This window comes from Solibacillus sp. FSL K6-1554 (assembly GCF_038005185.1).
Classification (GTDB): Bacteria; Bacillota; Bacilli; order Bacillales_A; family Planococcaceae; genus Solibacillus; species Solibacillus silvestris.
In genome coordinates this window covers 1,105,445-1,120,135 of the sequence record NZ_JBBOSS010000001.1, presented here as the reverse complement: position 1 = coordinate 1,120,135, position 14,691 = coordinate 1,105,445, and the positions used below count along the sequence as shown (strand labels likewise).

Below are 14,691 nucleotides of genomic sequence, written 5' to 3'. Positions count from 1 at the left end.
AGTTTGAACACGTGAGGTGAAACGATTGATAATCAAATTGAGCAATAATAGCGAAAAGCCTATTTATGAACAAATTACCGATCAGCTAAAACAGGCCATTTTGACAGGCACACTATTAACCGGTGATTCTCTACCTTCTATTAGGGCGTTGGCGAAAGAATTGAAAATCAGTGTGATGACAACGAAGCGGGCGTATGCCGATTTGGAACGGGACGGCTTTATCGTCACGATTGCCGGGAAAGGGAGCTATGTATCAGAGCGCAATCAGGATTTCCTGCGTGAAGAGCTGATCCGACAAATTGAAGTTCATTTCACAAAGGCGGTATCCATTGCCAAAACGGCAAATGTGCCAAAAGAGGAACTGCATGACTTACTCGACTTACTATTGGAGGAATGATGATGAATGCAATTGAAGTAAAAAATGTTACGAAGCAATTCAAAAAATTTCGTTTAAATAATATTTCGTTCACTGTTGAAAGCGGGACCATTGCAGGCTTTATCGGGCAAAACGGTGCCGGGAAATCAACGACGATCAAACTGATGTTAAATTTGCTGAAAAAGATTGACGGCGACATTCTTTTATTCGGAAAAGATCATATCGAACATGAGGTGGAGCTAAAGGCGCAAATCGGGGTCGTGTTTGATGAACTGCATGTACCGGAAAGCTTTACACCAAAGGAGCTCGATGTCCTGTACGGGAATGTGTATCCTACTTGGGACCGTCCTTATTTTGACGGGTTGCTGGAGCAGCTGGATGTACCGAAGTATGACAAGATTAAAACGATGTCAAAAGGAACGAAAATGAAGCTCGCTCTTTCACTGGCACTGGGACACCGGCCTAAGCTTTTGCTGCTTGATGAACCAACGAGCGGGCTTGACCCGATTGTGCGCGATGAAGTGCTAAGTATGCTTCAACACTTTATGGAACAGGAAGATCATGCCATTCTCTTTTCTTCGCATATAACAACGGATCTAGAAAAAATTGCGGATACGATTACATTTATCCATGAAGGCGAAATTTTGTTCAGTGAAAATAAAGATGACCTGCTGTACGGTTACGGGATTTGGAAAGGAACGTATGAAGAAGCGAAAGTGATACCGAACCATTCGATTATCGGCCAACGGGATTATGTATTTGGAATCGAGTACTTAGTCTTGCGTGAATTTGTGAATCCAGTGATTGAATTGCAAAAACCGACGATTGATGATTTAATGTTGTTTTTCGTAAAGGGGCAAAAATAATGAAAAAAGTGCTTCTTCATTATTACGAACAGGGGTTGGTTTCCTGGCTTTTGTTTACACCACTTGTAGCATCTTTTTTTGCTCTTCCTTTATTATTTGAAGGTGCCGAAATGGCTGCATACTTAATACTGTCCATCAGTATTACAGCGCTTTGTGCCGTCTATTTGGATCAACGTGAGAACCAGCTCGTCATGACAAGTTTATTTCCGATTTCCAGAAAGACATTTTTCATTGTGGATCTCTCTTTTTTAGGTCGTTACACACTATATTATATCCTTTATACAATCGTAGCAACGACCGCTATTCAAACATTACTGGAAAAGCAGCTTGTTTTGCCTTCCGTCAGACAGCTATTAGTAAGCTTCGCCATCAGCTTTTTTATTATCGCTTTTTTCCTGCTGTTTCGTCGCAGCAAGTTTGGGCAAATGATAAACTTCTCTATATTTCTTATTCCATTAGGATTATCTCAACTACTTGTATTTTTAGGAAGCTTATCTACTTTTCAGAGTTTCAGTTTATTTATGAGTTTACTGATACTTCTCATCATCGCAGCAAGCATTACTTACTTTCGTGAATACTGGAGGGACGTCCCATGATTGCACTGCTTAAAATGCATTTTTATTTATCAAGAAAGATATTCATCACTGTTTTTTTATTCTTTTTAATCATGATCGGAATTCAGTGGGCGATCATTAAAGAAGTTAATTTAGGTTTTTTGACACTCTATTTTTTAGCTTTGTCGCCCGCATTAGGTGTTAGCTATTTACTTGAAAACCATTTTATAAACCGATTCCGTGTCATGCCGATTGACCCAAAGACTTTTGTGAAAAGTTTATTTATTTTCAGTTTGCTGCTTATGCTGATCATCACGGTTCCAATCGGAATTTATCAAACTTATTTATATTTAAATAATCAAATGGGAGGCATTGAACTTTCATTAATTTCAATCGTCTTTGCTGCTGGAATTGCTTCTATCGGCTCGATGCTGAAAAACTATTTAAGCAATCCGACAAAGGGGACGAAAAGCATATCAATTGGGACAATTATCGGTTATTTTTTTATCTTTACCTTTGTTCATTTACTGATCATGCTTATATTTAGTATTCTGGACATTGAGCTCATAGGGGCACCGATTGTTCCAGTTTTAGGATTGATTGTTTATTACCGCTACTTTAAAACAGCCATCACAAAATTTAAAGCTGCCGAATTTTAAAAGGACAGCGCATGCTAACTACTAGCCCGCGCTGTCCTTTTGCGTTATTCATTTTCCGGTCCGATAATCGCAATTGCCGGTTCGGATAATAAAATTTGTGTAATTAACTCATCGATCGTTTCCATCGAAATGGCATCGATTTTTGCCAATACTTCATCAACTGAACGGTGATTTTGGTGAATGAGTTCATTGACCCCGTTACGGTTCATAAAGTCTTCCGTACCTTCAAGCCCTAAAACGAAGCCGCCTTTTAATTGCTCCTTCGCATTTTCAAGCTCTGTTTCCGTTACCCCTCCTGCAACGAGGTCAAATAACGTCTGATCGATCTGCTGCTTTAATGAATCGAGGTTTTGTTTTGATGCCGACGCGTAAATCGTAAATGTTCCTACATCCTCATAGCTCGACTGGTAGCTGAATACAGAATACGCCAACCCGCGATCTTCTCGCACTTCCTGGAACAGGCGAGAGCTCATATTGCCACCGATTATATTATTCAACGCAATAAAGCTGTACATTTTCGGATCTTTTACCGCAATTGCAGGGAAAGAAATCGCAATATGCGCCTGTTCCGTATCACGCAATTTTTCAATTTCACCTGGTGTAAATGTCGGATAGGATGGTTTGGAAACAATCGATTTCGCACTTGCTTCATAGTTTCCGAATAATGCTTCCACTTTTTCCAGTAAACTCTCTTCAATATTACCGGCAATTGAGATAACAACATTTTGAGGGCCGTAATGTTTCGCCATATACGTACGGATCATCTCTTCATCAAATGTCGCCAATGTTTCCGGTGTCCCTAAAATTGGACGGCCTAGCGCATCATCTGGGAACATGACGCCCCATAATTTTTCATGGACATCATCTGCCGGATCGTCTTCGCTCATGTAGATTTCTTCAAGAACAACTTGCCGTTCTTTCTCGATATCTTCCTGCGCAAACAGCGAGTTAAAGAACATATCGGCCAGAATGTCGATTGCCAGTTCCCCATGATGATCCAGCACTTTCGCATAATAGCATGTATGTTCCTTCGATGTGAAGGCATTAATCTCTCCGCCGATGCGGTCGAATTCTTCCGCGATTTGACGGGCTATACGGTTTTTCGTTCCTTTGAAAAGCATATGCTCGATGAAATGGGTAATGCCATTTTCTTCTTTTGTTTCGTAGCGTGAGCCCGCGTTGACCCAAATGCCGACCGATAAAGATCGGACATGTGGCATTTGCTCTGTCACAATGCGCACGCCATTTTTTGCTGTAATTACTTGTACCATAAATTTCTCCTTTATTTCGGCTAATAAACTATAAGTATTATTTAAAAATCTGTAATATTACAATTTTAAGCTTATTTTTGTAGTAAGGGTATGCTCCATTACGCATACCTCCTCTTACCATACTTCATCAAGTAATGGAAATCTCCAAACTTCAGCTTAACGTTATTTAAAAAAGAGGCTGTACAATAGTGTACAACCTCCCTTTTTATCTTGTTTGAAACGCTTGTTTCAATTATTTTCCTTGTTCTGCGCGCTCTTTTTCTTCTTTGATTACTACTTTACGTGATAAGTTTACGCGACCTTGTTTATCGATTTCGATACATTTGACAAGTAATTCATCACCTAGTTTTAATACGTCTTCTACTTCTTTCGTACGTTCTTCCTGAATTTCCGAAATGTGCAGTAAGCCGTCTTTACCTGGGAAGATTTCACAGAATGCACCGAATTTTTCAATGCGTTTTACTGTTGCCATGTAGTACTCGCCTACTTTAGCTTCGCGTACGATTGATTCGATCATTTCTTTAGCACGGTTAATCATTGCTTCATCAGCTGAAGCGATGTAGATTGTACCATCTTGTTCTGTATCAATTTTAACGCCTGTTTCATCAATAATTTTATTGATGACTTTACCACCCGGTCCGATTACATCGCGGATTTTGTCAGGATTAATTTTGATTGAAACGATTTTTGGTGCGTATTGTGATAATGAAGTGCGAGACGCTGAAATCGTTGACATCATATGCTCTAAAATGTGCATACGGCCGATTTTCGCCTGTGTTAATGCTTCTTCTAAAATATCACGAGACAGACCATCGATTTTAATGTCCATTTGAAGTGCTGTTACACCTTTAGCTGTACCTGCCACTTTAAAGTCCATGTCGCCAAGGTGGTCTTCCATACCTTGGATATCTGATAATACTGTATAGTGCTCGCCTTTTTTAACAAGACCCATTGCAATACCTGCAACCGGTGCTTTAATTGGAACACCAGCAGCCATAAGTGCCATTGTTGATGCACAAATTGATGCTTGAGAGGTAGAACCGTTTGATTCCAATACTTCCGATACGCAACGGATTGCATACGGAAATTCCTCTTCTGTTGGCATTACCGCTAAAATCGCACGCTCACCTAATGCACCGTGACCAATTTCACGACGGCCTGGGCTACCGTAACGGCCTGTTTCCCCAACCGAGAATTGAGGGAAGTTGTAGTGGTGCATCCAGCGTTTTGACTCTTCAATACCTAAGCCGTCAATAATTTGAACGTCGCCTAAAGCACCTAAAGTACAAATTGATAATGCTTGCGTTTGTCCACGAGTGAATAATGCTGAACCGTGTGCACGTGGCAATAAATCTACTTCAGAAGAAAGTGGACGGATTTCATCTTGCTTACGACCATCCGGACGAACTTTATCTTCTGTAATTAAACGACGCACTTCATCTTTTACCATTTTATCTAAAATAGCATTCACTTGTTTCATCGTAGCTTCGTCAGCTTCCTGCGCTTCATAAGCTTCGATTACACGTGTTTTTACTGCTGTAATATTTTCTTGGCGTAATTGCTTGTCCACTGTTTGGATCGCTGTATTCATATCAGCTTCACATTCAGCTTTGATCGCTGCTGTTAAGTCTGCATCTAATTCATATAATGTTACTTCAAGTTTTTCTTTACCAACTTCAGCAACAATTTGCTCTTGGAAGGCAATTAACTTTTTAATTTCTTCATGACCGAACATGATCGCTTCAAGCATAATATCTTCAGTTACTTCTAAAGCACCTGCTTCTACCATGTTAACCGCGTCTTTGTTACCTGCTACTGTTAAGTGAACAGTCGATTTGGCAGATTGTTCTACAGTCGGGTTCACAACGAATTCACCCTCGATATATCCTACATGTACACCTGCAATCGGTCCGTCGAATGGGATATCAGAAATTGCTAATGATAATGAAGAACCAAACATTGCCGCTACATCAGCAGGGCAGTTTGAATCATTTGACATAACCATTAAAATTGATTGTACTTCGTTACGGAAACCATCCGGGAACATAGGACGGATTGGACGGTCAATTAGGCGAGAAGTTAATACTGCCGCTTCTGATGGACGTCCTTCACGTTTAATGAAACCACCAGGGATTTTACCTGCTGCATATAGACGTTCTTCAAAGTTTACTGTTAACGGGAAGAAATCTAATGCTTTTGGTTGTTTTGACATTGTTGCCGTAGCTAGAACTGCTGTTTCGCCGTAGCGGATCATTGCAGCACCATTTGCTTGTTTTGCCAGCTGTCCTACTTCTACTGTTAGTGGACGGCCTGCCCATTCATACGAAAAGACCTTTTTTTCGTTCATTAAATGAACCCCTTTCTTATTGAAACACTCTACGTATCATATTATGTACCATAGTTAGTGTATCAAAAAAGCGTTTTCTATGCTAAATTTTTTGATCTAAATATCGATAAATTTAATAAAATATTTTTGGCTTTCCAGCAATGGTTTAACTTCTTTCAACAGGCGTGTTGACACCTGCTCAAAGAAGTTAAACATCGCACCATTGATTCGGAAAGCTGACTCATTTTCAAACATAATAAAAAGCGGGAAAAATCCCGCTTTTTATTGTCAGATTAACGACGTATTAGCGACGTAATCCAAGTTTAGTAATTAATTCACGGTAACGAGCTACGTCGTTTTCACGTAAATATTTTAATAAATGACGACGTTTACCTACCATTTTAAGAAGACCACGTTGAGAGTGGAAATCTTTCTTGTGAGTAGCTAAGTGAGCGTTTAATGCGTTGATTTCTGCAGTTAATACAGCTACTTGTACTTCTGGAGAACCAGTGTCTGTTTCGTGTACACGGTACTCAGCGATAATTTCGTTTTTACGTTCTTGTGTAATTGCCATTTTAAATGACCTCCTGATAATTAAGATATCCCCAATAGCACAGCAGTCGCTGGAGTTGCGAAAAGCCGAGCTAAGGTTCATACGAGAATTTCGTACTAGTGAATAGTACCATAATTGTTTATAGATGCGCAACTATTTAGCGTAGTTGCTCAAAATAGGCGATCGCTTGCTGTTTGTCCAATTCAATTTGCTCAATCAACGCTTCGATGCCGTTAAATTTCCGTTCGCTGCGAATGCGTTTATACCAACCTACAACGACCTCTTCACCGTAAATATTTTTATTGAAATTCAAAATATGCACTTCAATCGACAGCTGCTTTTCATCCGGGTTGTTGAATGTCGGTTTATAGCCTACATTACAAACACCGTCATACCATTTATTTTGAACTGAAATTTTCACCGCATACACACCTGTTGCCGGTATGTAGCAGCCTTCCATCGCTTGGACATTCGCTGTCGGGAAGCCCATTGTCCGTCCGCGCTTATCTCCGTGCACGACGATTCCCGGCACTTCGAATGCGCGGCCTAATAGATTACGAGCCTGTTCCATATCTCCGTCCTGCAATGCTTTGCGAATGCGTGTAGAACTAATTTTTTCAACTTCATCCTGCTGCTTTTCGATTACCGTCACACCATACTTTCCGTTTGACAGTTGGTCCATCAGCTCCATATTGCCTTTGCCGTAAGCGCCAAACGAGAAATCAAAGCCTGCAGTTACATGCTGAACATTTAAATCTACGATAAAGTACTTAATGAATTCTTCAGGTGTAAGCTTCGCAAAATCTGACGTAAAGTTTACAACAAATACTGTATCGATATTCAATTTTTTAAAAGTATCTATTTTTTGTGAAAGTGGCGTAATGTAGAATACTTTTTCATTACGTCTACCTAATACAATCGATGGATGTGGATCAAAAGTCATCACGGCGCTTTTACTATTTAGCTGCTCAGCTTTTTGCTTTGCCACTTCAATAACTGCCTGATGTCCTTTATGTACCCCATCAAAAAATCCGATTGCTAATGAGTACGCCTCTTTTTCTATTTCCTGTGCTAATTGATGGGGGTATTTCAAATGAATAACGTTCATCTCGTGCCTCCTAATTAATTTCGGGAAACATCTTATCCGGCTTCATTTGCCCACTCTTTGTCGGATGGGCGATGTAAACCGCAAATGCTCGTCCCTCTACACCATATACAATTTTATCATGTTCCGTTAATAAAGTATGCATCGGGAGAACTTGCCCATTGAAAATTTGCTTTTCAATGTCTTCCGTAATTTCAACGTATGGATAGTCGGATAAGGCATATTCAACCGGCAACAGAAACTTCTCCTGCTCCCCGGCTTCCATCATTTCCGCGATTTCGGCCAATGTGAAGCAATTGTCTTTTGTGAATGTACCTGATGCTGTTCGTACTAATTCATGCATATGTGCCGGACAGCCTAGTGCTTCACCAATCTGAACAGCTAATGTACGGATATACGTCCCTTTAGAACATTTGATGCGAATAGAGAACGTCACTTCTTCCCCTTCGAACGTTTGTGCATCATCCAATAATTCCAGCTCATAAATCGTAATTTTACGTGTTGGGCGCTCGACTGTTTGACCAGCTCTTGCATATTCATACAGTCGTTTTCCGTTCACCTTTACAGCGGAAAACATCGGTGGCGTTTGTTCGATTTCACCTGTCAATGTTTGAAGTGCGTGTAAAATTTCTTCACGTGTAAACGATTTGAAATCTGTATTTTGCTCGACCGTTTCACCTTCTGCATCTTCTGTTGTTGTCGTGCGTCCAATCGATACGACTGCCTCATACGTTTTGCCGGCATCTGTTAAATATTCGGCAATGCGTGTTGCCTGCCCGATACAGATCGGCAGTACGCCTTCTACACCCGGATCAAGTGTCCCGGTATGGCCTACTTTTTTCGTCTTTAATATTTTTCGTAATTTAAACACACAGTCATGACTAGTCATGCCGCGCTCTTTCCATAATGGCAAAATACCGTTCATTGTTTTGCTCCTTTATTCGAAATGAGGATTTCGAGATTTAATTAATTTATTATTATAAGTTAAGTTCAAAAGTTGGTACTTTTCATATGGGCCGTTCTGCTGCGCTACGGGGGGGACGCTTTCCTGGGGGCGTGGCTTCAACTAACTTGATGTATGCCTCTACGGCGGCATACATCAAGTGGATTTTCCGCGCACGCTAATCCCCTAGGAGTCGCCCCCTTCGCTTCGCGTCACTCTACTTTAATATAAAATATGTTTCCTAAACGAAACTTCTGTATACAAAATTTCAGTTAAAAAAAGTGCTCAAAAGCAAAAAAGTCTGCCCGCATAGTTATGCAGTGCAGACTTCTTAGTTTTATTTCTCTTCGTGTAAACCACGTAGTAATGCATCGATTTTGTTACCGTATTCGATTGCTGTATCGAATTCGAATGCCAGTTCAGGCGTACGGCGTAAGCGGATACGTGAACCAACTTCCGAACGGATGAAACCGGATGCTTTTTCCAACGCTTGCAATGTTTCCGCACGTTCGCGGTCATTGCCTAACGATGTAATATAAACAGTTGCTTGCTGTAAGTCTCCTGTTACTGCTACATCTGTAACCGTAACGAAGCCTACACGCGGATCTTTGATTTTGCGCGCAATGATTTCAGTAATTTCTTTTTTCATTTGCTCAGCAACTCGATTGGAACGTAGAGACATAAATGTCACCTCATTTAAATTGCGTAATTAATAGTACATTTGCCACAAATCGTGGGCTTTATAAATATTCACGATAGAAATCCAGCTGTTCCCATTGCGGATTTGACTGCAGATAATGGATCGCCCGCATTAGCTCGCGTTCAGCCGCTTCTTTGGAAGAAGCAACTGCGACAAGCGCAAGCTTCGTACGCTGCCATACATCCTGATGATCAATTTCAGCAACGGAAACATTGAATTTTTGTTTCGTACGCGTCACCATCCGCTGAAGGACGGCGCGCTTTTCTTTTAATGAGTGGGCAGTCTGAATCATGAATTCAACTTCTGCGTATACAATCATTATTTACGAACGATTTCTTCCATTACGAAGGCTTCGATAATGTCGCCTTCTTTAATGTCGTTGTAGTTTTTGATCGTAATACCACACTCATACCCTTTTGCAACTTCTTTTGCATCATCTTTGAAGCGTTTTAGTGAATCCAGTTCACCTTCGAACACAACAACGTTTTCGCGGATAACACGTACTCCGGCATCGCGAACGATTTTACCTTCAATAACGTATGAACCAGCGATCGTACCAACTTTAGATACTTTAATTGTTTGACGAACTTCCGCTTGACCAACGATTTTCTCTTCGAACTCAGGATCAAGCATCCCTTTCATCGCGTGTTCGATTTCTTCGATTACTTTATAGATGATACGGTGCAGACGAATATCTACGCCTTCTTCATCAGCAGCACGTTTAGCATTTGTGTCCGGACGTACGTTGAATCCGATAACGATTGCATTTGATGCAGCAGCAAGAGAAATATCCGATTCTGTAATCGCACCCGCACCAGTGTGGATAATTTTAACATTAACACCTTCAACATCAATTTTCATTAATGACGAAGCCATTGCTTCCACTGTACCTTGTACGTCTGCTTTTACGATTAAGTTTAACTCTTTCATTTCGCCTTGGCTCATTTGTTCAAATAAGTTATCAAGAGTTACACGTTGTTTTTCTGAACGTGACGCTTGGATAGCTGTCATTGAACGAGATTCACCAACTTGACGAGCTGTTTTCTCATCTTGGAATACTACGAAACGGTCGCCCGCTTGTGGTACTTCGTTTAAGCCTGTAATTTCAATCGGCATAGAAGGACCAGCTGTTTTAATACGACGGCCAAGATCATTGACCATTGCACGTACACGACCATATGCATGACCGACTACGATTGGATCACCAACACGTAATGTACCATCCTGAACTAAAAGTGTTGCAACTGCTCCACGACCTTTATCAAGCTGTGCTTCAATAACTGTACCGATTGCTGAGCGGGTTGGGTTCGCTTTTAATTCGCCTACTTCGGAAACTAATAAAATCATTTCTAGAAGCTGGTCAATACCTTCACCTTTTAGTGCTGAAATTGGTACGAAGATTGTATCTCCACCCCATGCTTCAGGAACTAATCCGTGCTCTGTTAATTCTTGTTGTACACGGTCCGGATTGGCAGATGGTTTATCCATTTTGTTGATTGCTACGATAATTGGTACTTCTGCAGCTTTTGCGTGGTTGATCGCTTCAACTGTTTGAGGCATTACACCGTCATCCGCTGCTACTACGATAATTGCGATATCTGTAATTGATGCACCGCGCGCACGCATTGTTGTGAATGCCGCGTGTCCAGGAGTATCAAGGAATGAAATTTTCTTCCCGTTAACTTCTACTTGGTATGCACCGATATGCTGTGTAATACCGCCTGCTTCACCCGCAGTAACTTTCGTTTTACGGATTGAGTCAAGCAATGAAGTTTTACCATGGTCAACGTGTCCCATGATTGTTACAACTGGTGGACGCTCTTCCAATGCGTTTTCGTCAACTTCCACGATTGTATCATCGAAGTACGTATCTAAATCTGTTTTGTCGATACGGATTTCTTCTTCAACTTCTACCCCGTAGTCTGCACAGATTAGCTCGATTGCATCCTTATCAAGTTCTTGGTTAATTGTTGCCATTACACCAAGCATGAATAATTTTTTAATAATTTCCGATGGCTCACGGTGTAATTTTTTTGCAAGTTCTGCAACTGATAAACTTTCATAGAAAGTAATTTTTTCAGGTAATTCTTTTTGCACCATTGGTTGTGGTGCAGGACGGTGCGTACGACGTTTACCACCATTGATACCTGGTTTTCTACGTTGTTGATAGCCGCCTTTATTTTGTGTGTTACCACCTTTATTTGGCGTGTTACCGCCTCTATTTGGCGTGTTACCGCCGCCTTTATTATTACTAGTGTTTTGTGTTGTGCCGCCTTTGCGGTTGTTAGAGTTATTTTGAGTCATATTTCGATTTTGGTTACCTTTTTCATTTCTTATTTTTTCGCCTTGTTGCGATTTTGTTTGCCCTTGGGCGTTTGAAGCTTTGTTCGGTTGTTGGTTATTCGAAGCAGATTGTGGACGATCCTGCTTTTGACCTTGCTGCACTTTTTTCTGCCCTTGTTCACCGCGTCTCGGTGTTACATTTACAGCTTTGGCAGGTGTCTTTGCAGGAGAATCTTTCGTTGGTTCCACTGCTTGCTTAAAGACAGAATTTAGTTTTGAGACCGCCTGCTCATCAATTACCGCCATGTGATTTTTCACCGGCAGATTATGTTTTGCAAGCTCCTCAATAACTTCCTTACTTGTTTTATTTACCTTTTTCGCATATTCATGAACTCTTACTTTGCTCATCTGCTCACCCCCGATTAATTTTCGTTGAGTAGACTAGACATTTTTTTAGCAAATCCGCTATCTGTAATAGCAATCGCTACACGGGCTTCCTTCCCGGTAGCATGTCCAAGATCATATCGATCCCCGAAAACATAATACTCAACATTATAAAACGTACATTTATCCTGAATCTTTTTGCTCGTATTTGCCGAAGCATCTGAAGCTAAAAAGACAAGCTTAGCTTTGCCGCTGCGAATTTCCTTTACGACAAGCTCTTCTCCGGATATTGTTTTTCGTGCACGTGCTGCTAAACCTAATAGCTGTAGCAATGCAGGGTTTGTCATAAAATCGACTCCCTGCGGATTAGCGTTAGCAACTCCTCATACACCTCATCCGGCACTTTTGCATCAAGCTGGCGATCTAAAATATTCTTTTTACGCGCCATTTCAACAGCATCTTCCGTTTTAGAAACATATGCTCCACGACCGGATTTTTTTCCTGTAATATCAACAGTCACTTCGCCCTCTTTAGAACGAACGACGCGAATCATTGATTTTTTCGGAAGCATCTCGCCTGTTGCAACACATTTGCGTAAAGGAATTTTTTTATTAACGACCATATTGCTTACCCTCCTTGCAAAATCATTCCAAATGACGGCTTATTCTTCGTCATCACCGTATAAATCAAATTTTACTTCTTCTGCATCTTCACGCGGAACGAATGTGCTCGTTTCAGAAGGATAGATTCCTAATTCGCGTGCATCTGTTTCACTCTTGATGTCGATTTTCCAGCCCGTTAATTTTGCTGCTAACCGAGCATTTTGTCCGCGCTTACCAATCGCTAGTGATAATTGATAATCCGGTACGACAACTGTTGTTGACTTTTCTTCTTCATTTACTTGAACGTCCAGAACTTTTGAAGGACTTAGTGCATTTGCAACGAATACAACCGGATCTTCTGACCATTCTACGATATCAATTTTCTCACCGTTTAATTCGTTTACAATTGTCTGCACACGGGCACCTTTTGCTCCGACACATGAACCTACTGGATCTACTTCTTCATTATGTGCATATACAGAGATTTTTGAACGGTCTCCCGCTTCACGCGCGATTGATTTAATTTCAACTGTGCCATCATAAATTTCCGGAACTTCCATTTCAAATAGGCGGCGCAATAATCCAGGATGAGTACGAGATACAATTACTTGTGGACCACGTGTTGTGCGTTCAACTTTTGTAATGTAAACACGGATGCGAGATGTTGGCTTGTAAACTTCACCTTGAATTTGTTCGTTAACAGGTAATGCCGCTTCCACTTTACCGATTGACACATAAATATTACGTGCATCTTGACGCTCGATTACGCCTGTTACGATGTCATCTTCACGGTCTACATACTCTTCATAAATTAAACCGCGCTCTGCTTCACGAACACGTTGCGTCACAACTTGCTTAGCCGTCTGTGCCGCGATACGTCCGAAGTTACGTGGTGTTACTTCTTCTTCTACGACGTCACCAATTTCATAAGCTGCATTAATAAACTTCGCGTCTTCCAAAGCGATTTCCAGACGATCGTCTTCTACTTCTTCTACTACGTCTTTACGAGAATAAACAACCATTGAACCTGTTTGTAGGTTAAGATCCACGCGAACGTTTTGCGCTTGGTTGAAGTTACGTTTGTACGCCGTTACTAAAGCCGCCTCAATCGCCTCAATTAATACATCTCTTGAAATACCTTTCTGCTCTTCAAGGGCAGTTAGGGCATCTAGTAATTCACTACTCATTTTTGTTTTCACTCCTAAATTTGCTTATCTGAAAAATCGATAGCAAGACGCGCTTGCGCAATTTTTTCTTTTTCAATTTGTACTGTAACTTTACGTGTTTTAATACGGAATTCCATTTCTAAAAATTCATCTGTATATGCGCGTAAATAACCATAGAATTCTTTTAAATCCTTAACTGGCTCATAAGTTTTCACATAAATATATTTGCCGATTGCTTTTTCAAAGTCCTGTTGTTTCTTTAACGGACGTTCTGCTCCTGGTGAAGAAACCTCTAAGTAGTAGTTTTGCTCGATTGGATCATTTTCATCCAATTTCTCGCTTAAACGCTCACTCACTTGTGCACATTGTAAAATATCAATGCCGCCTTCTGGTGTGTCAACATAAATACGCAGGAACCAGTCGCGTCCTTCTTTTACGAACTCGATATCAACTAATTCCAAATCAAGCTCTTCCACAATCGGTGTCACTAGCTCTTCAATGATCGACGTAACTTTGCTCATCGTATCCTCCCTAACGTCTTTGTTTGTTTTAGATCTTCATAGTATTGGTTAAACAAAAGACGAGTTTTCATTGAAAAAATTGGACATTTACAACTAAATGCAATGGCGTCCAGATTTCTTTTGAGGCCCACAGGACGTGGGTCAGCCAGTCTTTGCCGCACGATGCGACGCGTTAGACGGACTTCTTTTTTTCATTATAAAATCTGCGACATTCGCCAGAGGTTTAACTCCACTCACAATTGATCAGAACACTTGCTCGTTGAAATTAAATAGTTGTGTAAACAACAGAAAAGAGCGGGAAAACCCACTCTTTTGCTGGCGAACTATCAACAAATTATTACATTTAGCATAGCACAAAGGCCATCCTAATGCAAATTTTGCC

At 40.8% G+C, this 14,691-nt stretch carries 16 protein-coding genes; 4 read left to right on the top strand and 12 right to left on the bottom strand.

Annotated features, from left to right (window positions below):
- The first annotated feature begins 25 nt into the window (after positions 1-25).
- From MHB58_RS05360 to MHB58_RS05345, 4 genes are read left to right on the top strand one after another with little or no spacing between them, the layout of a single operon-like run.
- Positions 26-397, top strand: a complete 372-nt coding sequence (locus MHB58_RS05360) for a GntR family transcriptional regulator (protein WP_008403222.1) — start codon at positions 26-28, stop codon at positions 395-397.
- 2 nt (positions 398-399) lie between these two features.
- Positions 400-1,242: an ABC transporter ATP-binding protein gene (locus tag MHB58_RS05355; protein WP_014824459.1), complete on the top strand. Its 843-nt coding sequence runs from the start codon at positions 400-402 to the stop codon at positions 1,240-1,242.
- Entirely contained in the window at positions 1,242-1,838 is a 597-nt protein-coding gene (locus MHB58_RS05350) for a hypothetical protein (protein ID WP_014824460.1), read from the top strand. The genes MHB58_RS05355 and MHB58_RS05350 overlap by 1 nt, the downstream gene beginning before the upstream one ends.
- Positions 1,835-2,455 (top strand): hypothetical protein, encoded by a 621-nt coding sequence (locus MHB58_RS05345; protein ID WP_014824461.1) that lies wholly within the window; start codon positions 1,835-1,837, stop codon positions 2,453-2,455. Before MHB58_RS05350 ends, MHB58_RS05345 begins: the two co-directional genes overlap by 4 nt.
- A gap of 44 nt (positions 2,456-2,499) precedes the next feature.
- Here the strand turns inward: MHB58_RS05345 and MHB58_RS05340 are convergent, their stop codons facing one another.
- The 12 genes from MHB58_RS05340 to rimP form a co-directional block, all read right to left on the bottom strand.
- Positions 2,500-3,726: a M16 family metallopeptidase gene (locus MHB58_RS05340; RefSeq protein ID WP_014824462.1), complete on the bottom strand. Its 1,227-nt coding sequence runs from the start codon at positions 3,724-3,726 to the stop codon at positions 2,500-2,502.
- Positions 3,727-3,958: 232 nt separating this feature from the next.
- On the bottom strand, positions 3,959-6,073 hold the full coding sequence (pnp, locus tag MHB58_RS05335) for a polyribonucleotide nucleotidyltransferase (protein WP_014824463.1): 2,115 nt from the start codon (positions 6,071-6,073) through the stop codon (positions 3,959-3,961).
- Positions 6,074-6,356: 283 nt separating this feature from the next.
- The gene (gene rpsO, locus MHB58_RS05330; RefSeq protein ID WP_008403229.1) at positions 6,357-6,626 is read right to left on the bottom strand and encodes a 30S ribosomal protein S15; all 270 of its coding nucleotides are present in this window, start codon (positions 6,624-6,626) and stop codon (positions 6,357-6,359) included.
- 136 nt (positions 6,627-6,762) lie between these two features.
- Positions 6,763-7,713 carry a riboflavin biosynthesis protein RibF gene (gene ribF / locus MHB58_RS05325; protein WP_014824464.1) on the bottom strand — a complete coding sequence of 317 codons (951 nt, stop codon included), beginning with the start codon at positions 7,711-7,713 and terminating at the stop codon, positions 6,763-6,765.
- A 10-nt stretch (positions 7,714-7,723) separates the two neighbouring features.
- Complete coding sequence (truB, locus tag MHB58_RS05320) at positions 7,724-8,635, bottom strand: tRNA pseudouridine(55) synthase TruB (protein ID WP_014824465.1); 912 nt, start codon at positions 8,633-8,635, stop codon at positions 7,724-7,726.
- Positions 8,636-8,990: 355 nt separating this feature from the next.
- Complete coding sequence (rbfA, locus tag MHB58_RS05315; protein WP_008403233.1) at positions 8,991-9,335, bottom strand: 30S ribosome-binding factor RbfA; 345 nt, start codon at positions 9,333-9,335, stop codon at positions 8,991-8,993.
- Between the two features lie 58 nt (positions 9,336-9,393).
- Positions 9,394-9,672, bottom strand: a complete 279-nt coding sequence (locus MHB58_RS05310; RefSeq protein WP_008403234.1) for a DUF503 domain-containing protein — start codon at positions 9,670-9,672, stop codon at positions 9,394-9,396.
- Positions 9,672-12,044 (bottom strand): translation initiation factor IF-2, encoded by a 2,373-nt coding sequence (infB, locus tag MHB58_RS05305; protein WP_008403235.1) that lies wholly within the window; start codon positions 12,042-12,044, stop codon positions 9,672-9,674. Before infB ends, MHB58_RS05310 begins: the two co-directional genes overlap by 1 nt.
- A gap of 14 nt (positions 12,045-12,058) precedes the next feature.
- On the bottom strand, positions 12,059-12,367 hold the full coding sequence (locus MHB58_RS05300) for a YlxQ family RNA-binding protein (protein WP_014824466.1): 309 nt from the start codon (positions 12,365-12,367) through the stop codon (positions 12,059-12,061).
- Positions 12,364-12,642, bottom strand: a complete 279-nt coding sequence (gene rnpM, locus MHB58_RS05295; protein WP_008403237.1) for an RNase P modulator RnpM — start codon at positions 12,640-12,642, stop codon at positions 12,364-12,366. Before rnpM ends, MHB58_RS05300 begins: the two co-directional genes overlap by 4 nt.
- A gap of 39 nt (positions 12,643-12,681) precedes the next feature.
- Entirely contained in the window at positions 12,682-13,809 is a 1,128-nt protein-coding gene (nusA, locus tag MHB58_RS05290; RefSeq protein ID WP_008403238.1) for a transcription termination factor NusA, read from the bottom strand.
- Positions 13,810-13,823: 14 nt separating this feature from the next.
- Positions 13,824-14,309, bottom strand: coding sequence for a ribosome maturation factor RimP (gene rimP, locus MHB58_RS05285; protein WP_008403239.1), 486 nt, complete (start codon positions 14,307-14,309; stop codon positions 13,824-13,826).
- Positions 14,310-14,691 lie beyond the last annotated feature (382 nt).

Excerpts from the sequence above, each read along its gene's own strand:
- MHB58_RS05355 (WP_014824459.1), top strand. The coding sequence starts at position 400 with ATGAATGCAATTGAAGTAAAAAATGTTACGAAGCAATTCAAAAAATTT.
- MHB58_RS05350 (WP_014824460.1), top strand. The coding sequence starts at position 1,242 with ATGAAAAAAGTGCTTCTTCATTATTACGAACAGGGGTTGGTTTCCTGG.
- MHB58_RS05345 (WP_014824461.1), top strand. The coding sequence starts at position 1,835 with ATGATTGCACTGCTTAAAATGCATTTTTATTTATCAAGAAAGATATTC.
- MHB58_RS05340 (WP_014824462.1), bottom strand. The coding sequence starts at position 3,726 with ATGGTACAAGTAATTACAGCAAAAAATGGCGTGCGCATTGTGACAGAG.
- pnp (WP_014824463.1), bottom strand. The coding sequence starts at position 6,073 with ATGAACGAAAAAAAGGTCTTTTCGTATGAATGGGCAGGCCGTCCACTA.
- rpsO (WP_008403229.1), bottom strand. The coding sequence starts at position 6,626 with ATGGCAATTACACAAGAACGTAAAAACGAAATTATCGCTGAGTACCGT.
- ribF (WP_014824464.1), bottom strand. The coding sequence starts at position 7,713 with ATGAACGTTATTCATTTGAAATACCCCCATCAATTAGCACAGGAAATA.
- truB (WP_014824465.1), bottom strand. The coding sequence starts at position 8,635 with ATGAACGGTATTTTGCCATTATGGAAAGAGCGCGGCATGACTAGTCAT.
- rbfA (WP_008403233.1), bottom strand. The coding sequence starts at position 9,335 with ATGTCTCTACGTTCCAATCGAGTTGCTGAGCAAATGAAAAAAGAAATT.
- MHB58_RS05310 (WP_008403234.1), bottom strand. The coding sequence starts at position 9,672 with ATGATTGTATACGCAGAAGTTGAATTCATGATTCAGACTGCCCACTCA.
- infB (WP_008403235.1), bottom strand. The coding sequence starts at position 12,044 with ATGAGCAAAGTAAGAGTTCATGAATATGCGAAAAAGGTAAATAAAACA.
- MHB58_RS05300 (WP_014824466.1), bottom strand. The coding sequence starts at position 12,367 with ATGACAAACCCTGCATTGCTACAGCTATTAGGTTTAGCAGCACGTGCA.
- rnpM (WP_008403237.1), bottom strand. The coding sequence starts at position 12,642 with ATGGTCGTTAATAAAAAAATTCCTTTACGCAAATGTGTTGCAACAGGC.
- nusA (WP_008403238.1), bottom strand. The coding sequence starts at position 13,809 with ATGAGTAGTGAATTACTAGATGCCCTAACTGCCCTTGAAGAGCAGAAA.
- rimP (WP_008403239.1), bottom strand. The coding sequence starts at position 14,309 with ATGAGCAAAGTTACGTCGATCATTGAAGAGCTAGTGACACCGATTGTG.